Origin of the sequence: Flavobacterium eburneipallidum, from assembly GCF_027111355.2 — a bacterium.
GTDB lineage: Bacteria > Bacteroidota > Bacteroidia > Flavobacteriales > Flavobacteriaceae > Flavobacterium > Flavobacterium eburneipallidum.
In genome coordinates, this window is sequence record NZ_CP114291.2 from 2,629,230 (window position 1) to 2,649,310 (window position 20,081).

Here is a 20,081-nt window from a genome sequence, read left to right on the forward strand (position 1 = left end):
TTTCAACCATTCAAGAAGCGGTAAACGCTGCAAAATCTTCTTCAAATCAAAGGATTATCATTTTTATAAAAAATGGTACTTACGATGAAAAAATTAGAATTCCTATCACGAAAACCAATATTTATTTCCTTGGTGAAAGTCGAGAAAACACCATATTAACTCACAATGATTATTCTGGAAAACCCAATATTGGTCCCAACAGTACCTTCAACACCTACACTCTTTTGGTAGAAGGCAATGACTTTATTGCCGAAAATCTTACCATTCAAAATACCGCTGGAACAATAGCCCAAGCGGTGGCATTGAACATAAATGCTGATCGAGTGATCGTAAATAATTGTTCGTTGTTAGGCAATCAAGACACGCTCTATACTTCGGGAAGAGGCAGTAAAAATTATTTCATAAACTGTTATATCGAAGGTACTACCGATTTTATTTTTGGACATGCCACTGCCCTATTCGAAAATTGCATCATTCACAGCAAGAAAGATTCGTATATCACAGCAGCTGCCACTCCAGAAACTTCTACTTTTGGATATATTTTCAAAAATTGTAAACTCACCGCTGACGAAAACACAACTCAAGTATATCTAGGAAGACCTTGGAAAGAGTATGCTAAAACCGTTTTCATGAATTGCGAAATGGGAAAACACATTAAACCCGAAGGTTGGCACAATTGGTCGAAACCAGAAGCTGAAAAAACCGTATTTTATGCGGAATACAAGTGCAAAGGTCTTGGATTTCAACCTAAAAAAAGAGTAACTTGGTCGCATCAATTAAAGAAGTCCGAAGCAAAAAAATATACATTAGAAAACTGCATGGGATTAGAATTTTCAAAAGCAATTATTCAATATTACTCCAAATAATTAGACCTAAAAAACCAAAATAATGAAACACAAAATTCTATTTTTTCTACTGGTTTCGCTACAGTGTTTGGCACAAAATAGTACGTACCCAACAGCCAGTGTCGATTCTATTATTAAACGAATTCAACTACCTAAAATTCCTTCGTATAAAATTGTAATAACTAAATTAGGAGCAAAAGGCGATTCGATAAGTAATGCCAAACCTGCTTTTGACAAAGCTATGGCGTTGTGCAAAAAAAATAATGGTGGAACCATCATTGTTCCTAAAGGAGTTTATACCTTAAATGGACCGATTCATTTTGTTAGTAATGTCAAATTACATCTGGAAGACGGAGCGAAAATAAGATTCGGATCCAATCCGAAAGATTATCCAATCGTTCTGACGAGTTGGGAAGGAACGATGCTTTACAATTATAGCCCACTTATTTATGGCAATAATGTAGAAAATATCGCCATAACTGGAAACGGAATTATCGACGGCGAAGCTAAAAACACTTGGATCAAATGGAAACCGCTTGAAGCCAAAGGCAAAGAATTGAGCCGAGAAATGAACCACAAAAACACGCCTATCAAAGAGCGTATTTTTGGCGAAGGCCATTATTTAAGACCGCAATTAATTCAGTTTATCAATTCAAAAAACATTCTTTTAGAAAATGTTCAAATTGAAGATTCTCCGTTTTGGTGTGTTCATTTATTGAAAAGTAAAAGCATTACGCTTCGTGGGTTAAAATACAAATCGTATAACAATAACAATGATGGTATTGACCCCGAATATTCGAGCGATATTTTAATAGAAAACATCCTTTTTGACAATGCCGATGATAATGTTGCCATTAAATCAGGAAGGGATGACGAAGGAAGAAGTAATTCTGCCACTCCATCCGAAAATATTGTGATTCGAAATTGTCAATTCAAAGGATTGCACGCCATTGTTATCGGTAGCGAAATGTCGGCTGGAGTTCGAAATGTGTATGTCGAGAACAGTACCTTTCGAGGTGATTTGAAAAGAGGAATATTTTTAAAAACCAATTCCGATCGTGGTGGTTATATCAAAAATATTTTTTTCAACAATTTAGCCTTTGGAAAAGTAGAAGATTGTATTTATATTACTGCTAATTATCATGGAGAAGGCGGTGGTTTGCATTCGTCTAAAATATCCGATATTTCATTTTCGAATATCAGTTGTGTCGAAGCTACTAAAACAGGAATTGTAATAGAAGGCTATCCGAATAAAAAAGTATCCAACATCAAATTAGATAACATCAACATTCTATCTGCTAAAAATGGTTTAACCATTACCAATTCTGAAAACGTAACAACAAACGAAATTGTCATTGGCGAAAAAGCCACAACTCCTACAGCTGCAAAATAAATTCATTACAACTAAAAACAATATACTATGAAACTGGTTTCCTTATTCTTTATACTTATTTCGTTAAACTGTTTAGCCCAAAAACCAACTATTTATGGCATTGGCGATTCGACCATGGCCAATAAAACAAAACCCGAAGAAAATCCAGAGCGCGGTTGGGGACAACTTTTTCCAACATTCTTAAACGACAAAGCAACATTTGACAATCGAGCTGTAAATGGTAGAAGTTCGAAAAGTTTTAGAACCGAAAAACGTTGGGACGACATTCTTAAAACATTAAAAAAAGGCGATTATGTCTTCATTCAATTTGGACACAACGACCAAAAGGATCAAGATTCAACTCGCTTTACCAACCCACACACTACCTATCGCCACAATTTGATTCGTTATGTACAAGAAACCAGAGAAAAAGGCGCAACACCTATTTTATTTTCTTCCATCGCTCGAAGAAATTTTAACGAAAAAGGAGTTTTAATTCCAACACATGGCGATTATACACTAGAAACTCGCTTGGTTGCACAAGAATACAATGTAACTTTCATTGATTTAGAATATTTTACTGAATTATTAGAGCAATCGTATGGTCCAGAAAAGTCAAAACAATTACATTTGCATTACAAAGCAGGGGAAATTCCTTATTATAAAGATGCTAAGGCTGATGATACTCATCTTGGGGTAAAAGGAGCAACCGAGGTAGCCAAAATTGTGGTGGAAGAATTAAAGAAAACCAAACTCGATATCGTAAAATATTTCAAAAACTAATAAAACGAAAACCAACTAAATCAGCCTAATTATGCAAGAGAAAAATATAACATTAGGAGAATTTATCATTGAAAACCAAAACGATTTTCAATATTCATCGGGCGAGTTATCTCGAATTTTCAACTCCATAAAACTAGCCGCAAAAGTAGTCAGCTACAAAGTGAACAAGGCTGGATTGGTGGACATCATTGGTGGTGTTGGCGAAAAAAATGTACAAGGCGAAGACCAGCAAAAACTGGATGTTTATGCCAATGAGATTTTTATCAAAACCTTAATCAATCGTGAAATTGTTTGCGGAATTGTTTCCGAAGAAAACGACGAATTTATTACTGTAAAAGGCAGTGATGAAGGCAATAATAACAAATATGTTATTTTGATGGATCCGTTGGATGGATCGTCTAACATTGATGTAAATGCCTCTGTAGGAACTATTTTTTCAGTTTACAGACGAATTTCCGAAGTAGGAACTCCTGTAACACTTGAAGATTTCTTGCAACCTGGAACTGCTCAAGTCGCTGCAGGTTATGTGCTTTACGGAACATCAACCATATTAGTTTACACTACCGGAAATGGCGTAAACGGTTTTACTTTGAATCCCGCAATTGGAACTTTTTATCTATCACACCCAAAAATGCAATTTCCAGTTGATGGCACAGTTTACTCCATAAACGAAGGTAATTATGTGCATTTTCCAAGAGGTGTAAAAGATTACATCAAATATTGCCAAACCGAAGAAGGCGATCGTCCTTACACATCCAGATACATAGGAAGTTTAGCGCCAGATATTCATAGAAATATGATTAAAGGCGGTGTCTATTTGTATCCAACCAGTACCAAATCACCAGAAGGAAAATTACGCCTTTTGTACGAATGCAACCCAATGGCGTTTATTGTAGAACAAGCGGGCGGAAAAGCTTCGGATGGATTTTCTAGAATAATGGAAATTGTTCCAACAGCTTTGCATGAAAGATGCCCATTCTTTGCTGGAAGTGCCAATATGGTGGACAAAATAGAAGAATTTATGCTAAATGCTAAATTGAGTAAGTATTAATCAATAGCTTTTTTCTAAAAATAAAAACTCGATACGCAGCACTTTTAAAAGTGACGTGTATCGGGTTTCTTTTTTAAAATCAAATCAAAACGAATCCTAAAATGAACCGCTTCAGAATAAAAATTTATATTTGCACAAAAAATAATACATGTTAAATTCTATAGATTTATTTTCAGGTTGTGGTGGCATGACATTGGGTTTTGGGTGGGCAGGATTCAATTCAGTGCTAGCTTCTGACATTGATGAAAATTGCGAAAAAACATTTGCTACCAATTTTCCTGAAATCCCTTTTTTGTGTGGCGATTTATCGAATTTTAGCCAAGAAGAATTTGACAAAATAATAAACAATCAAAACATCGATGTTATTATTGGTGGACCTCCTTGCCAAGGTTTTAGTTTAGCCAATAAAAAAAGGAACAAAGTCTCCGAAGATCCTCGAAACAAACTTTTTTATGAGTTTGTAAAAACCATCAATTGGTACAATCCAAAATCCTTTGTAATGGAAAATGTCAAAGGATTGTTATCCATGGAATCAGGACAAGTTATTAAAGAAATACAAAACGAGTTCGAAAACGCTGGGAAATTTGGGTACGAAGTAAAAACCAAAGTCTTAAAAGCTTCGGATTATGGCGTTCCACAATCAAGAGAGAGAGTTATTATTATTGGCATCAGAAAAGATTTAGGTTTGATTCCTGAATTTCCCGCTAAAAAATACGAAACGGGAATTACGGTAGAAGAAGCCATTTCCGATTTGCCGCAAATCAATGCTGGCGAAGGCGAAGAAAAAATGGTTTACCCTCAAAAACCTGCCAACGATTACCAAAAATTCATGCGCAAAAAGGCTAAAAAGGTTTTCAATCATATCGCCATGCGCCATACCCAAAGATTAATTGATCGATTTAAAGCCATTCAACCAGGAAAAAATTTATTGGATGTTTGGGAAACCCACGGTGCTGTACAAAGAGGGAATCCTAATGAAAAATCAAAAATAAAATTCAGCCAAAACAACTTGCGATTGATTGCCAATAAACCTGCTCCTACTATTGCAGCTTCTTTTCAAAGCAATTTTATTCATCCTTTTTTAGACCGAAATCTTACCGCCAGAGAAGGCGCCAGATTACAATCGTTTCCCGATGATTTCATTTTTGAAGGTATGCGAACCAAAATGAGTTGGGAAAAAGGATTGAGTCAATACCAACAAATTGGGAATGCCGTTCCGCCACTTATGGCTTTTGAAATTGCCTTAACACTCAAGCGAGTTTTGGAAAATGGCAACCAAGAAGAAAAGACAGAGGAACAATATCTTGCTTTTAACGAACCTGAAATTATCTCATAAAGATCCTATCTCAAAATAAAAAAACTGCCAAGACACTATAAATAGTACCTTGGCAGTAAAAAAAAATAGTTTATCTAAAAGGGAGATTAACTCCCTTAAGAATATTTCTTAATTAGAATCCGTAAACTACAGCTATAGTAGCTTGTGTAGCAGATTTTGTAGCCATCATATCAGAATCAGAAAAATAATCATCTGAATTACTATCTAATCTGAATTCTGGAATTAATGTAAATCCACCTACTTTGTAATTAGCTGATAAAGTAAAAGCTGTTACTGATTGATCTGCATCAAGACCAAACATATCTGCACCTTCTTTAGCTTTAAAATATTCTGCACGCAATCCAAGAGCAAAAGCATCAGTAATAGCTACAGATGGGTACAAAGCAAATCCTGTGTAACCTACATCACCTTCATTTGAGAAATCAGCAGCATTCAATCCTAATTTGAATTTTTCAGACAATTGGAAAGTTGCTGTTAAATCAACAATAGTTCCACTAACTGAACCGTCCATGAAATTAAGGTAAGCACTAACTGGGCCACTAGCATAAGACAATTGAGCTCCAACAGCATTCAATCCCTTTGCTGGATTAGCATTATAGCTATTCCAAGTATCATTAAAGATTCCTACCATTGCTCCAAATTTGTCTGATATTTTGTAGTTTGCTTTAACACCAGCATTTTGGAATGGTCCGTTTGTAAACAAATAAGAAGTAGAATAATGGAAATTAGCTACTGGAGAAATTACTTCATATCCAATAAAAGTTCCCATATAACCTGCAGTCATGCTAAATTTGTCTGTGAAAGCATAAGTAGCATACAAGTTTTGAATATGGAATGAATTTCCATCAACTCCATCTCCATTTAATATTGATTGGTATTGTCCTCTTGGTCCAAATGAAAGTTCACCAACGAATGAAGCTTTTCCTGTAGTTTTTTTCAAAGCAATGTCTAACATACCTAAAGAAAGTGAATTTTGGTCTGATGCAAAACTTGTTCCAATGTTTGGAGTTTTAGCAAAATCATACTTGTAATACAAATCTCCAGAACCAGAAATCTCTAGTGGTGTTGATGCAGGTGCATCTTGTGCAAATGTTACGCTGCTTGCTAGCATTAAAGCCAAAATAAGTGTTACTTTTTTCATGTTCAATTTAGTTTAATTATTAAATTAGTTTAGTTTATTAAAAAAAACAGCCTCTTTGTTTTCTAACTAGTTTATAAAATTTGTTTTTAATAAATCAAAAAACAATATTTTATTTAACTAAATTTCTGACAGATTAACTGGTTTTTCTTGAGACAAATCTATTAACTTAAATTGTAGTTGAGTAAAAAAAAAACAGTTTTTTGCTTCTTTTGGAGAAGAATTATCAATTAGCAAGAAATCGTAATCAAATAATATATTATCCGTATTTATAACAAGATATTTTACAATATCAATATTTAGAAAAATAACAATACCCCTAGTTTTTTACGTCAAAAAACAAATAATAGCCATAAAATTGAATTTTTATCACTAAAAAAAGACTAAAAAAAGTAAACACCCCTAAAAAAAATACACCTTATTAATTTATTGTATAAATATCAAAAAAACATATTCCAACTGAATATTATAAAAAAACAGCACTAAAACCTAAATAATAATCCATTAAAACCTGAAGTAAAGACATAAAAACCACTCTTTATTGAAGAAATAAAACAGAAGCGATTTTATTAAATCAGCAAAGAAAAATCAAACTCTATTCTGACATCAATTCAGATGTTAATTTTTTTCTTAAATTTGACTAACTAACTATGATTTCATTTGCTAAATTCTATTTTTGTACGCTATGAAGCGAGTAGCTCAAATATTATTGTTTGTATTCATTACTTTTCTTATCACACCTTCTATTATAAGTGTATTAGAAAAGAATGCAGACATTTCTGTATTTTATAATTTTTCTGAAGAAGAAAAAGCACATAAAGAAATCAAAGCTTTGATTAATGATGAAGTAGCTGATACTACTAGCAATTTATCCGAATTATTGAAAACTACTTTAATTCAGTCCGAAAATTTATCCAAACACGATAAAATTACTTCTAAAATATTCATTCCTCCGCCCGAAAACATTTAATACAGTGATAGGTTTTTATTAAAACCTGTTGGTTTGCATTATTTAGAATGCAACATTCTCTTTGTATTCAATTTTTAGTAAGGTATCATGACAAAAAAAAACAATCTTTTTGCTAACCTAAAATCTGATTTTGCATCAGGTTTAGTGGTTTTTTTGGTGGCGCTTCCTTTATGTTTAGGCATCGCAATGGCATCGGGTGCTCCTTTGTTTTCAGGCATTATCGCAGGTGTCGTAGGCGGAATCGTTGTAGGGTATTTAAGTAAATCTCACATAAGTGTTTCTGGCCCTGCAGCTGGCCTGACAGCTATTGTTTTAACTGCAATTACTGATTTAGGCGCTTTTGACATATTCTTAACAGCCGTTTTCATTGCTGGTTTAATTCAATTAGCACTTGGTTTTATCAAAGCAGGAAGTATTTCGAATTATTTTCCAACCAATGTAATCGAAGGGATGCTTGCTGGAATTGGAATTATAATTATTCTCAAACAGTTGCCACATGCTTTTGGTTACGACAGTGATTTTGAAGGCGATCAAGCCTTTGCCCAAACTGACGGGAGTAACTCCTTTTCGGCATTATTCAATATTGTTGACTATATTCAACTGGGTTCAATAGTAATAACAATCGTATCAATGATTATATTGATTGCTTGGACTAAAGTTTCTTTCCTTAAAAAAATGAAGCTAGTACCTGGAGCACTTATTGCGGTAATCATAGGTGTTGTTTTGAATGAATTTTTTATTGTATCCGGAAGTTCATTAGCCATCCAAAAAGAACATTTGGTTTCGCTACCTGTACCTACTTCATTAGAAGAATTCAAACAAATTATTGTAACTCCTAATTTTTCAGGTGTTACCAATCCCAAAGTTTGGATTGTAGCTCTGACTATTGCCATAGTTGCCTCGATAGAAACCTTATTATGTATTGAAGCTGCTGACAGAATGGATGTTTACAAACGTTATACAGACACAAATGTAGAATTAAAAGCGCAAGGAATTGGAAACATTGTAAGCTCGCTTATTGGTGGTTTACCAATGACCTCTGTAGTGGTTCGATCATCAGCCAATAATAATGCTGGAGCCAAATCTAAAATGTCAACCATCATACACGGAATTCTATTATTGATAAGCGTACTAACTATTCCTACTATACTCAACAAAATTCCATTGGCAACATTAGCTGCAATTCTATTGTTAGTAGGATATAAATTAGCCAATCCTGCAACTTTTAAGCACTTTTGGCAAAACGGAAAATACCAATTCGTTCCATTTATTGCCACCCTACTAGCAGTTGTATTCTTGGATTTATTAAAAGGAGTTGCTTTGGGAATTTTAATTAGTATTATTTTTATCCTGAAAGGAAACCTAAAAAGAGCCTACAGCTTCAGAAAACAAGAATACGCAGATGGTGATGTTATCCATATTGATTTAGCACAAGAAGTTTCTTTCTTGAACAAAGCCGCTATCAAAACGACCCTCAATGATATTCCAGAAAATTCACAAGTGATTATTAATGCTCAAGATACCGTTTATATAGCGCATGATGTTTTGGATTTAATCAAAGAATTCAAAAAAATTAGAGCCAAAGAAGAAAACATAAAAGTAAAACTCGTGGGTTTCAAAAAAGCTTATGACCTTACTAATACTGGAGAAGAAGAAAAACACATATTTGTAGAACACAATCAAACCATAAAAAAATCTTAATTAATAAAAAAGATGAGAACACATAACAAAGAAACACAATCAAAATTAACTCCAAGATTAGCATTAGAAATTTTGCAAGAAGGTAACAATAGATTCATCAAAAATCTCCAAGCCAATCGCGATTTATTACAACAAGCAAATGAGACTAAAGAAGGACAATGGCCATTTGCTATAATATTAAGTTGTATTGACAGCAGAACATCTGCAGAATTAATTTTTGATCAAGGTTTAGGCGATATTTTTTCAGCAAGAATAGCCGGAAATGTAGTAAACACTGACATCCTTGGTAGTATGGAATTTGCATGTAAAGTAGCTGGGTCTAAACTAATCGTAGTTTTAGGTCATAGTAAATGTGGAGCAATCAAAGGCGCATGTGATCATGTAGAAATGGGAAATCTTACTGAATTGCTATCTAAAATACAACCCGCAATTTACCAAGAAAAAGAAACTAAAGAAGATAGAACATCAAACAATGCTAGTTTTGTAGAAAACGTATCTCGAATCAACGTGAAACGAAGTGTGAAAAGTATTGTAGATCGTAGTTTTATCTTGGAACAAATGGTTGATAATGGTGAGATTGGAGTTGTTGGAGCCATGCACAACATCGAAACTGGAAAAGTAGAATTCTACACCGATATAATGTATATCAAAGATGATAATAACCCAAAATTTTCTGTATCAGAATTAAAAGAATAATTTTCCTTAAAAGTGAAAATAAAACAATAGTAAATCTGGTTTAAAAAACCGAAATAATTAAATTGCTATTAATTCACAACTCTTTTTATCAAGCCGACTCCTAACAGAGTCGGTTTTTTTTTTATCATTTCTTTCTAATATATTTTGCAATCATGTATTCCGAAATTGGTTTTAATGTTACGCCTGTTTCTGGATGCAATCCTGGATGAGTAAAACATTCTAAATCATTTTTATGAAGAACTTTGGCATACCAAAAAAGAGGTTTCCCATTTTTGAAAAAAGTGGTTGTATCACAAACTGTTACTTTTTTGAAATTATCCAATAAACTTTGATTATAAACAATAACTGCTAAAGAATCCTTAACCTCATCATAATCTGCAGCTTCATAATGATTGTTGACCCAAACCATACAATTTTTATTAGAGAAAAATGTCTTTTTAACACCATAACTTAACAATATTACAAATAATAACACCATTGCTACTAGAACCCATTTCTTTGAACTAGATTCCTTTTTTAACTCTTCAATGACAGTAAATTTTATTTCTGATTCTTCACTACTACCTTCTTCTTTTAAAAATGTACTTTCAACTACAATATTAGCACCTTCCCTTTTATCACCTCCAATGAACTTTCGAAAAGGTCTTGGATTAAAATCGACCAAAACCGCCATTAAATCCAAGGACAAAGTTCGAGTATTCTCTGTTCTTCCTCTCAAAAAATTTCCTATAGGTCTTAACCTATCTATTTTGGCCAGTTCTATCTGCTTTCGTTTACTGGATTTGTCATCTAATTCAAAAAATAAATCGAATATTTCTTGGTCTTGTTTACTAATGCCTTTATCGAAAAGCAACAAGCAAAAATTCTTCAATTCAGCTGGAGATGGATTTTGCAAAAAAGTCGAATACTGTCCCTTTTTTGCTTCTTCATAGCTAGCTTTTATCGCCTTTTTATAATCCTCGAGAGTAATTTTATTCATAGTGCAATCGGAATTTATCGGAATGGTTTGGAATTTATCAGAATCATCGTAATGACTGGAATCCGTTACTAATTATCGTTCAAAAACCCCATTCCTTTGCTTTAGAATTAGTTCTTGTTTTAACCTGCAATTAAGACAAATGTACGAAACTAGTTCTTAAAAAGTGTTGCTAAACAGTCTGGCGATTTTATCAGGGAAGTATAACTATTGCCTTTCTGTTTCAGCACACTTCACTTCCCAAACCAATAATTGAGCCTACAATTCACAATGAATTTGACTCCGGCATGCATCCGATTCAAGTATCGGGCAGCCACAACTATGTTTAATTTTAATCTTAACTAAAATGAAAAAAATATTTTTAGTAGCATTATGTATCGCTGCAAACACAATGCAAGTTTCCTGCACAACTGACGAAACAGAAACAGCCCCAACTAGTAATACTGTGAAAAATGTGGTAGCAGAAGGTAGTGGAGAAAGTACTCCGATTAAACCACCAAAACCATAATTTATTTTTAAAATAGTAATCTTCTATTTTAATAAATTTCTGTATTTTCGGGAAATGATACTCAAAAAGTTACATTTCCCGATTTTTATTTTATTTACAGCGTTTTTGGTAGTAATATCATGCCAAGAAAAACCACAAAACAAGCAAGATAAAACCAACAATCATACTCAAATTGATAGCCTTATCAACCTTGGCGAATTGCATTTTGACAATGTGAACTATGATAGCTCCTACTTCTTTTACAACAAATCGAAATCGCTTTGTAATCCTAAAACAGATCATACCAGAATTTTGTATTCTTTGTACCGAATGTCGGAAATTCAACAAAACCAAGGCGATTATGCTGGCAGCGAAAGTACAGCCACAGAAGCTTTACCTTTTTTAAAAAACAATATCGATCCCGCTTATGAATGTTCCATTTATAATTTATTAGGCATTGTCAATGTAAAACTATTTGATTACGATAACGCCCTTTATTACTACAACAAAGGATTACATTTGAAAATTGATAAAGCTCGAAAATTAAAATTTCAGCATAATATAGCCGTGGTGTACATCAATAAAAAAGACTACCACCGAGCCATTCAAATCTTGCTTCCATTGATTTCCAGAAAAGAAATTATACAAGATACTGTAACCTTTTCGAAAGCACTTGAAAATTTGGGATATTCCTATTATAGAACAGGAAACCAAAATGGGATTGATTACATGAATCAAGCCTTGAAAATCAAAAAACAAACTAATGACCACTGGGGAATGGTGTCTAGTTACCTACACCTTTCAGAATACTACAAAGACAATCCTAGTATAGCCAATAAATATGCTTCACTTGCTTATGAAAAAGCAACCAAAGTAAATAATGTGGATGAACGACTAGAATCTCTATCTTTATTAATAGAAAATAGCGCTGGAAACCAATCCAAAATTTATTCCAAAAAATACATTCAAATTAACGATAGTATCAAGAAAGTAAGACAAAAAGCCAGAAACCAATTTGCTAAAATAAAATACGACTCCAAGAAAGAAAAAGAAGAAAACTCAAAATTAAAAACCCAAAAAATAGAGACCGCATTAGAACTGGAGCAACACAAAAACAGAAATCTTATTTTAATTTTTTTAGTGATAACAGGTATTCTTTCTACCATTTTTTTGTATTACTTTTTGAAGGCTTTGAACAAAAAAGAAAAAATTCAAATCTCCTACGACACTGAAACCCGAATTTCTAAAAGATTGCATGACGAACTTGCTAATGACGTTTTTCATACCCTAGCTTTTGCCGAAACACAAGATTTATCGACAAGCCAAAATAAAGAAATTTTACTCAACAATTTAGATGCTATTTATTCCAGAACCCGGAATATATCCAAAGAAAACAGTGCCATAAATACTGGAAAAAAATACCTTAATTGCTTGAAGGAAATGATGTCTGGATTCAATACTGATACTGTTACTATCATTACCAATGGAATGGATACAATCGACTGGGACAATCTAGAAGTAAACAAAAAAATTATTATCTACAGGGTTATTCAAGAACTCTTGGTCAACATGAAAAAACACAGTCAATGCAGTTTAGCAGCCATTAGTTTCAAAAAAAACGAAAAAAAATTACAGATAGATTACAGTGATAACGGGCTTGGAGCGAGTTTAGACAAAATAAATTCAAGAAATGGACTCCAAAATGTGGAAAACCGTATTCTAGCTATAAAAGGAACTATTACTTTTGATACTAATACAAACAAGGGATTCAAAACCAGTTTTTCGATTCCTATATAAATTAGAAAATTACATGTTCAAAAAAGTTTTAGTAGTCGAAGATTTTGATAGCATCAGCATCACCGTTGGACAAGCATTAGAAGAGCTTGCAGTTTCCGAAATTCATCACGCCAAATACTGCGACGATGCACTTTTACGAATAAAAAAAGCACAACTTGATAAAACTCCTTACGATTTACTGATTAGCGATTTATCATTCAAAAACGATCATCGGGAAAACCTATTAAACTCTGGTGAGGAATTAATAGAAGCCATAAAAAAAATCCAACCCGAGATCAAAACCATCGTTTTTTCGATTGAAGACAAATCTTTTCGCATCAAATCGCTTTTTAACACTTTAGGAATAAACGCCTTTGTTTCCAAGGGACGAAACAGTATTCCTGAACTCAAAAGAGCCATAATTGGAGTTTTTAACGACCAAAAACCAACTCCTTCTGCTGAAGTTTCGCAAGCCTTGAGAGACAAATCCCTTATTGAAATAGAAGCCTACGACATCGAAATTCTAAAATTATTATCCAAAGGCTATATCCTAGAAGGGATTGTAACCGAATTCAAAACCCTAGGCATTGTCCCTAACGGAAACAGCAGCATTGAAAAACGTATCAACAAACTCAAAACCTATTTCAAGGCCAGTAACAACGTACATCTGATAGCTATTTCCAAAGATTTAGGATTAGTTTAAATTTTAGATTGCAGATTTTAGATTGCAGATTTTAAGTATCTATTACTTCACTATTTTATTTATTTTAAGTTTTTTTCCTTTTTTTTCCCTGCTTTACGGTTTCCCGTAAGGATACTGTTTTTATAGCCGCTACTTTTGGCATAAAATAAAAGTTCATGCCATGAAATCTAATGCCAAAATAAACGCCATCGTAATAACAATAGGGGTTTTAACAACCCTGTTATTACTATTCCTAAAAATAAATTGGAACAACATCCATTGGAAAATACTCCTTGTTCCAACAATAATTGCCTCACAAATCATTTTTTTGTCGGTTGCTATAAAAAAAAGGTATAAAAAACCCTAGCACTCCAAACCCAAAACAGCAGGTATCCAAATCCTGTTCAAAACAATCATTATGAGCGAAAATAACACACAAATCTATATAAAAAATGACATTACAATTTCCCCAAAAACCTTGAAAAATAAATGGGACAAATACCTCGATGACTATAAAAACTATACCCAATCTTACATCAAACATTACAAAAAATCACTCGATGGCAAATCCAAATCTCTGCTTAAATACCCATACAAAAAAGCCCAATCCGAATGGATTTACCAAAAATTATTGAATGCGCAACAGAAAAATTTCTTAACATCCAAACAATTAGAAAAAATGTACAAAATTCAAATTAAAATCGCTAACCCATGTCTTTCCTAAATACAAGCCCAATGAAAAAACTCAACTTTTCCCTAGCAATTCCATTCGTTCTCGCTCTATTTTCATGCCAATCCAAACCCGAAAAACAAGCTGTCGTTCCCGAAAATTACACCATCCAAAATTACAAACTAGACGATGATGAAATTGCACGAAGAAAAGCATTAGACACTATCGAAAAAACAGAAGACACAATTGCTATCAAATAATTTTTCAAAAAAAATGCTCCAAATGTGGAAAGCCGTAACGAAATGATTTTTTATGGTGGTAGGTTTGGAGGATTATTAATTAATCACTAAAAAAATGAAATTATGAAGTATTATGTAAACAACAGAGCACAATCAAATGGAGATCACGAAGTCCACACAGAAAAGTGTAACTTTCAACCGTCAGACAAGAAATATCTGGGTGAATTTTCAAATTGTGCTGATGCAGTAAAAGAAGCAAAGAAAACCTATTCCAAATCTAATGGATGTAAAACTTGCTCAAATACCTGTCATACCAGTTAAAAAGCAATTTTAATTAGACTATGTTCTCACATTATCTTACATATCTATTACAAAAATTACGCTTTTTAAAAGTGATAATCGCTCGATTCCTTATTATTCTTTTTAGAAGAAAAAAAGGAATCGAGTTGTTATATCTTGATTACAATACGGAGTATTTATTTGAAAACAGCTATTTAATTATTAATTATCGATTTAGAAATGCACTTTATTATCGTTTCAAGAATATAAAAACTCTTGAAAAACAAATTAAAATTTTCAATCTATCCAATTTCGATAATGAGTTTGATTTGGTTGTATATGGTTTTTTCCAAAAGAAAGTATATCAAATAAAAGTTGAACGAAAATTAGAACTCGACAATTCAAATTTCAAAGCTTCAACTTTAAATCTCAATTTAAAATTAAGTGAGATAAAAATTCCAAGACTTACTCCAGAAAATATTTATTGTACTATCCATAAACCAATAATTACAAAATCAAACATTGAAATAGAAAACAAAAAACTAGCAATATCAAATTCAACTTTTAACCAAAATGATTTTATATGACACGAGATTATTATGAATTACCAAAAACAGGATGGATAATGCGCCAACTGTGGAAATGTGCCGGAGGCGATAGATTCCTTTTAGAACGTGCAACCTATTCTGACCAAATAAAATATATGTGTTTAGGTGGAATTGTATTTGCTACTGGAGCAATGGCCGGATTGGCTGGCGGTTATGCTTTTTATACCATTTTTGAACCCAGAGGGTCAGCAATTGAAAACCCTATTGATTATCCAACGATATTATTGGCTTTGATTTTTGGAATAATATGGGGATTGATGATATATAACATTGACCGTTTTATAGTAACAAGTACAGGAAAAGGTGATGGAACAGAAGCAATAACAATTGGTGAATTGAAAAGTGCATTTCCTCGTATTTTAATGGGCGTCATTATAGCGATGACAATTTCCAAACCTGTTGAAATTAGAATGTTTAAAACTGAAATTGACATTAAGTTAAGAGAAAAACAGCTCGAACAACAAGTAGAATATCAAACAAAAGTTGACAAAACTTATGCTGACAGAGAAAAACTTTTGTTAACTGATTTTGGGAAGATAGAAATCCAAAGAGCAGATTTATTAAATAGAATTAAAGATTACGAAGTTCAATATAGAAAAGAAACTGCTGAAGGTATGGGTGGTAGAGGTCAAGGAGAAGGTCCAGTTGCAAGGGCACTAAAAATCCAACAAGCCAAATTAGAAGGAGAATTAAGCAGGTTCGATGAAATCAATAAATCAGAACTAACAGATTTAAATAATAAGAAAAAATCATTAAGACTTGAAAAAGATAAAGAACGAAACAATAATGCAAAAATAGCTAACGGTTTAGATGGACTTCTAGAAAGAATTAAAATATGTCACGAAGTTGCAGGTTTTTGGATATCACTCTTCATTACACTATTATTTATGGCAATAGAACTAACTCCAATCTTTTTTAAACTAATGTTAACCAAAACAACTTATGATTATTTGGCTGAAAACCGAGATGAGTTACTTAAGGCTGAATATGGCATAGAAGTTCAATATGATAAATACAAGGACAAAGAAGGAATAGAAAGACACTTGACCATAAATCACGAAGCGGAACGAATAATATTTGAAAAGAAAATGGTTACTAACATTCAAAAGGAACTGACAAAATATGCAGTAACCAAATATAAAGAAAGAGAAATGAGAAAAATAGATGATAATCTAGATGGTTACATTAAATCTATAAATCCTAATGAATAAAGGGATAAATGAAATAAGACTTTTTCTTTTTACCTGTTCAGGAGAAGATAATTATATATTAAAACGATGCAAAACTAAAATTCAAGTTAGGTTTGCTGCAATAGGTTTTTTTGTATTATTGATTTTTCTTGGATGTTTTATAAGTGCGTCTTTTTTTACTTATTCGCTATTCAATGGCGCCATTTGGGCAAGTCTTCCTATTGGGATTTTCTGGGGTGCAATGGTTGTAAATATATATCTATTATTATTGCATACCATTTCTCCTGCAATTATACCATTATCATCAAAAAAGAAACGAAAAAAAGATAATGAGGAAGAAAAAAAAGTGAGTTTTTTATCGCTTTCTATGTTTTTGCGTTTATTGTTAATGATGCTTTTAGCTATAATTATTTCACAACCTTTAAATGTTTATTTCTTAAGTTCATCAGTTTCAACAAGTATTGAAAAGCATAAACTACAAGAACGGGTTAAACTTTATACAACAACGAATCAGTCATTAATTAACAATGAACTAGAGTTTTTTAAAGATTTTAATAGAAAAACGTCTTCTAAAATTGCTCTGAATGAAACTAATGTTGCTAACACAAATTTGAATTTTATTAATACAAAAATAAGCGGAGATAGTTTGTTTCTCAAAAAGACAAATTCAGCTTTAAAAAAACTCGACAATTTAAACAATCATTGGTCATTATCTTCAAAACAAAAAAAGCATCAAACAAAACTTTTAGATGAAATTAATACTTTATTAGATGATGAATTAAAATCTGATTCGGATTTTATCAATCAGCTAAATGATATAAAATTACCATTATCAATAAAAACAGAATTTGATGATTTTAAAACAGAAATCACATCCCTAATTAATGATAAAAATGCTAATTATAAAGCATTAAATTCTTTACTAGACAAAAGTAATTTTTATGTAAAAACCATTCAATTATTGCTTTTTGAAAATCCTTTATCTTGGATTATTACAATTTTGGTATGCCTAGTTTTTTTAATTCCTATTGGATTAAAATATAAAGCTAGAGACATTTCTGCAAAAATGTTTTTAGCAGACAATAAAGAGGATTTACAACTAATTAAATTAAGACAAGAGTTAATAAACACAACCAATTTCAATTGGTTAGAAAAAAAAATAAAAAAAATTGACGCAAAAGAAATTAGAACTACAGATTATTATTTCCAAAGAATGCTAATTGAACACAAAATTATTTTGCACGAATATGATATTGCAAAAAAACAATATTCCGATATTTTGACAGATAGAGTCAAAACATATAATAAAATTTGTAAAGAAAGATTAAAGCCATTTCTTGAAAAGTTAAAGAAAATCAATAACAACAAATACAATGAAATAAATAATTCAATCAATACTGAATATAAAGACGAGCTATTAGTAAAATATGAATATTGGATAGATAGCCCTTTCAGAACCAAAAGAAAACAAGTTATTAAAATTGTTGAAAATCAAATAGGGTTATTAGATTTTGTATATATGCCAAATACAGAAAAAGAGATTTAATGGATAAAAAAATCGTAAATATCATTAATGAAGAATCTTTTCTGGACAAAGATGGTTTGGATTATATCAAAATAACCAAAGAAATTTTAACACCTAGAAAAACCTATCTAAAAGGTACGATTTCAGGAAAATACAGAGGTGATAAAATACCCGACGTTTCCGACAAATCTGATTTGTTTGATTTTGAAATATACGAAGCAGAAGTAAATTGTAATTCTATAGATGATTTTAGTAAAAACAAAGCTTTTGAATTCCCAAAAGATTTCAAGAATATTACGAATCAAAATAAAATTAGAGGTTCTGTTTTTCCTAAAGAAAAACTTCCTAAAATACTAGCTGTTCAAATTTCTGCAAATAATAATTCATTTGGTATAAATGTTTTAGAACCACAATTATTTGAATTCGAAATTAATCGAAAATACCATCAAACAGATGGTGAACAAGTTTATGGGACTTTTAATGCTTATATTACAGGTTATGTCTTTGATTATGAAAGAGAAGAAGTAGTAGAAATCATTGAAAAACCTATACTTGCTACCGATGAAAAAGTAAGAGGAATATATCCGCCTCTTAAACATCATTGCGAATCAAATGATATTAAGACGGGAAATGTAGAAAAAAAAGATGGTTATATAAGATACGAATATTTTTGCAAACATCACCAAGATACCGTTTGGGGTAATCGAAAATATATAGGAACGGGTTCTACAAATCAACCTTTTATTGATAATGGAGGCTGTCTTAAAGAAATATTCGGAATACTTGGCTTACTAGTCGGTTTGTTCTTCTTGATTACTATTTTACCTGGATTCTTATATATAATTGGATTTTGGATACTTACAATCCTTTTAGGATGGTTGGCTCCTTACTTAAAATGGATTTTTAGAATCATTGGTGTCATTTTATTATTTGCATTTTTAGCATCATTACTAAATGCTTTCATCCATCGCTCACATACTTATAATCCATACCCGATACCAACTCCTACTATTGTGAATCCTCCTGTATATTCTCCAATTGTAGATTCTACTTCTAAAAAAACAATTGATGAATGGATTACAATTAATAGAAAATGGCAAGATTATGACAACAACATCTATCAAGGGAAATATAAAATTAAAAAGAGTGATTTAACTAATTCAAAATATTACAAAAACAATTTATCTTTAATTCCAAGTACAAGTCAAAGCTATGATCAAATGATTTATTCTTTAAAAGAAAATGACAAAAACAATATATCAAGTATATATCATTTGTTTGATAGTATTGGTAAAGCAAATCGTTTAGATAAAATAAAATTCGCAAAAATGATTGTCACATTTGTTCAAGATTTGCCATACGCTGTTGTTTTAGAAAACGAATGCAATGGTAATCTTTACAATGATGAATTTACTAAAAAATATCTTTCCACTCCGAATGCAAATTGCGACCCATTTGAGCGTTTTGGCATCAACACACCTATCGAATTTTTAGTAAATCAAAAAGGTGATTGTGACACAAGAACATTACTACTTTATACACTACTGGCTCATTATGATTATGATATTACACTAATGAGTAGTGAATTTTATAGTCATTCTATAATCGGAATTAATCTACCTATCATTGGTACTGCTTACATATACAACAATCAAAAATACGTACTTTGGGAAACAACAACAATTTCAAAACCCGGAGTCATTTCAAAAGAAATTTCTATATTAAATAACTGGAGAATATCCTTAAAATCAAAATAA

18 protein-coding genes are annotated in these 20,081 nt (G+C 32.0%); 16 read left to right on the top strand and 2 right to left on the bottom strand.

The window, feature by feature from the left end; genetic code table 11:
* Positions 1–8 precede the first annotated feature (8 nt).
* The 5 genes from OZP15_RS11135 to OZP15_RS11155 all read left to right on the top strand — a co-directional run bounded on the left by OZP15_RS11135 (position 9) and on the right by OZP15_RS11155 (position 5,387).
* On the top strand, positions 9–866 hold the full coding sequence (locus tag OZP15_RS11135; protein WP_281337484.1) for a pectinesterase family protein: 858 nt from the start codon (positions 9–11) through the stop codon (positions 864–866).
* Between the two features lie 22 nt (positions 867–888).
* Complete coding sequence (locus OZP15_RS11140; RefSeq protein WP_281336121.1) at positions 889–2,238, top strand: glycoside hydrolase family 28 protein; 1,350 nt, start codon at positions 889–891, stop codon at positions 2,236–2,238.
* A 27-nt stretch (positions 2,239–2,265) separates the two neighbouring features.
* Positions 2,266–3,000 carry a rhamnogalacturonan acetylesterase gene (locus tag OZP15_RS11145; RefSeq protein ID WP_281336122.1) on the top strand — a complete coding sequence of 245 codons (735 nt, stop codon included), beginning with the start codon at positions 2,266–2,268 and terminating at the stop codon, positions 2,998–3,000.
* Between the two features lie 31 nt (positions 3,001–3,031).
* Entirely contained in the window at positions 3,032–4,051 is a 1,020-nt protein-coding gene (fbp, locus tag OZP15_RS11150; protein WP_269225513.1) for a class 1 fructose-bisphosphatase, read from the top strand.
* 148 nt (positions 4,052–4,199) lie between these two features.
* Positions 4,200–5,387: a DNA cytosine methyltransferase gene (locus OZP15_RS11155; protein ID WP_269225514.1), complete on the top strand. Its 1,188-nt coding sequence runs from the start codon at positions 4,200–4,202 to the stop codon at positions 5,385–5,387.
* A gap of 112 nt (positions 5,388–5,499) precedes the next feature.
* On the opposite strand, the gene OZP15_RS11160 is transcribed toward OZP15_RS11155, so the two are convergent.
* Positions 5,500–6,528, bottom strand: coding sequence for a porin (locus OZP15_RS11160; RefSeq protein WP_281336123.1), 1,029 nt, complete (start codon positions 6,526–6,528; stop codon positions 5,500–5,502).
* Positions 6,529–7,210: 682 nt separating this feature from the next.
* Between OZP15_RS11160 and OZP15_RS11165 the strand changes: the two genes are divergently transcribed.
* From OZP15_RS11165 to OZP15_RS11175, 3 genes are all read left to right on the top strand, one after another.
* On the top strand, positions 7,211–7,495 hold the full coding sequence (locus OZP15_RS11165; protein ID WP_269225515.1) for a hypothetical protein: 285 nt from the start codon (positions 7,211–7,213) through the stop codon (positions 7,493–7,495).
* Between the two features lie 87 nt (positions 7,496–7,582).
* The gene (locus OZP15_RS11170) at positions 7,583–9,196 is read left to right on the top strand and encodes a SulP family inorganic anion transporter (protein ID WP_281336124.1); all 1,614 of its coding nucleotides are present in this window, start codon (positions 7,583–7,585) and stop codon (positions 9,194–9,196) included.
* 12 nt (positions 9,197–9,208) lie between these two features.
* Complete coding sequence (locus OZP15_RS11175; RefSeq protein ID WP_269225516.1) at positions 9,209–9,892, top strand: carbonic anhydrase family protein; 684 nt, start codon at positions 9,209–9,211, stop codon at positions 9,890–9,892.
* A 124-nt stretch (positions 9,893–10,016) separates the two neighbouring features.
* Here OZP15_RS11175 and OZP15_RS11180 read toward each other — a convergent pair whose 3' ends face one another.
* A complete protein-coding gene (locus OZP15_RS11180) occupies positions 10,017–10,871 on the bottom strand; it encodes a hypothetical protein (protein ID WP_269225517.1) in 855 nt (284 codons plus the stop codon).
* Between the two features lie 343 nt (positions 10,872–11,214).
* On the opposite strand from OZP15_RS11180, the gene OZP15_RS11185 reads away from it, so the two are divergent.
* From OZP15_RS11185 to OZP15_RS11220, 8 genes are all read left to right on the top strand, one after another.
* On the top strand, positions 11,215–11,376 hold the full coding sequence (locus OZP15_RS11185) for a hypothetical protein (protein WP_281336125.1): 162 nt from the start codon (positions 11,215–11,217) through the stop codon (positions 11,374–11,376).
* A gap of 105 nt (positions 11,377–11,481) precedes the next feature.
* Positions 11,482–13,152 carry a tetratricopeptide repeat-containing sensor histidine kinase gene (locus OZP15_RS11190; RefSeq protein WP_281336126.1) on the top strand — a complete coding sequence of 557 codons (1,671 nt, stop codon included), beginning with the start codon at positions 11,482–11,484 and terminating at the stop codon, positions 13,150–13,152.
* Between the two features lie 13 nt (positions 13,153–13,165).
* Positions 13,166–13,834 carry a response regulator gene (locus tag OZP15_RS11195; RefSeq protein ID WP_281336127.1) on the top strand — a complete coding sequence of 223 codons (669 nt, stop codon included), beginning with the start codon at positions 13,166–13,168 and terminating at the stop codon, positions 13,832–13,834.
* A 397-nt stretch (positions 13,835–14,231) separates the two neighbouring features.
* Positions 14,232–14,537: a hypothetical protein gene (locus OZP15_RS11200; protein ID WP_269225520.1), complete on the top strand. Its 306-nt coding sequence runs from the start codon at positions 14,232–14,234 to the stop codon at positions 14,535–14,537.
* A gap of 11 nt (positions 14,538–14,548) precedes the next feature.
* The gene (locus tag OZP15_RS11205) at positions 14,549–14,743 is read left to right on the top strand and encodes a hypothetical protein (RefSeq protein ID WP_269225521.1); all 195 of its coding nucleotides are present in this window, start codon (positions 14,549–14,551) and stop codon (positions 14,741–14,743) included.
* 841 nt (positions 14,744–15,584) lie between these two features.
* Positions 15,585–16,820, top strand: a complete 1,236-nt coding sequence (locus OZP15_RS11210) for a DUF4407 domain-containing protein (protein ID WP_281336128.1) — start codon at positions 15,585–15,587, stop codon at positions 16,818–16,820.
* Positions 16,813–18,345 (top strand): DUF4407 domain-containing protein, encoded by a 1,533-nt coding sequence (locus OZP15_RS11215; RefSeq protein ID WP_281336129.1) that lies wholly within the window; start codon positions 16,813–16,815, stop codon positions 18,343–18,345. The genes OZP15_RS11210 and OZP15_RS11215 overlap by 8 nt, the downstream gene beginning before the upstream one ends.
* Positions 18,345–20,081, top strand: coding sequence for a hypothetical protein (locus OZP15_RS11220; protein ID WP_281336130.1), 1,737 nt, complete (start codon positions 18,345–18,347; stop codon positions 20,079–20,081). The genes OZP15_RS11215 and OZP15_RS11220 overlap by 1 nt, the downstream gene beginning before the upstream one ends.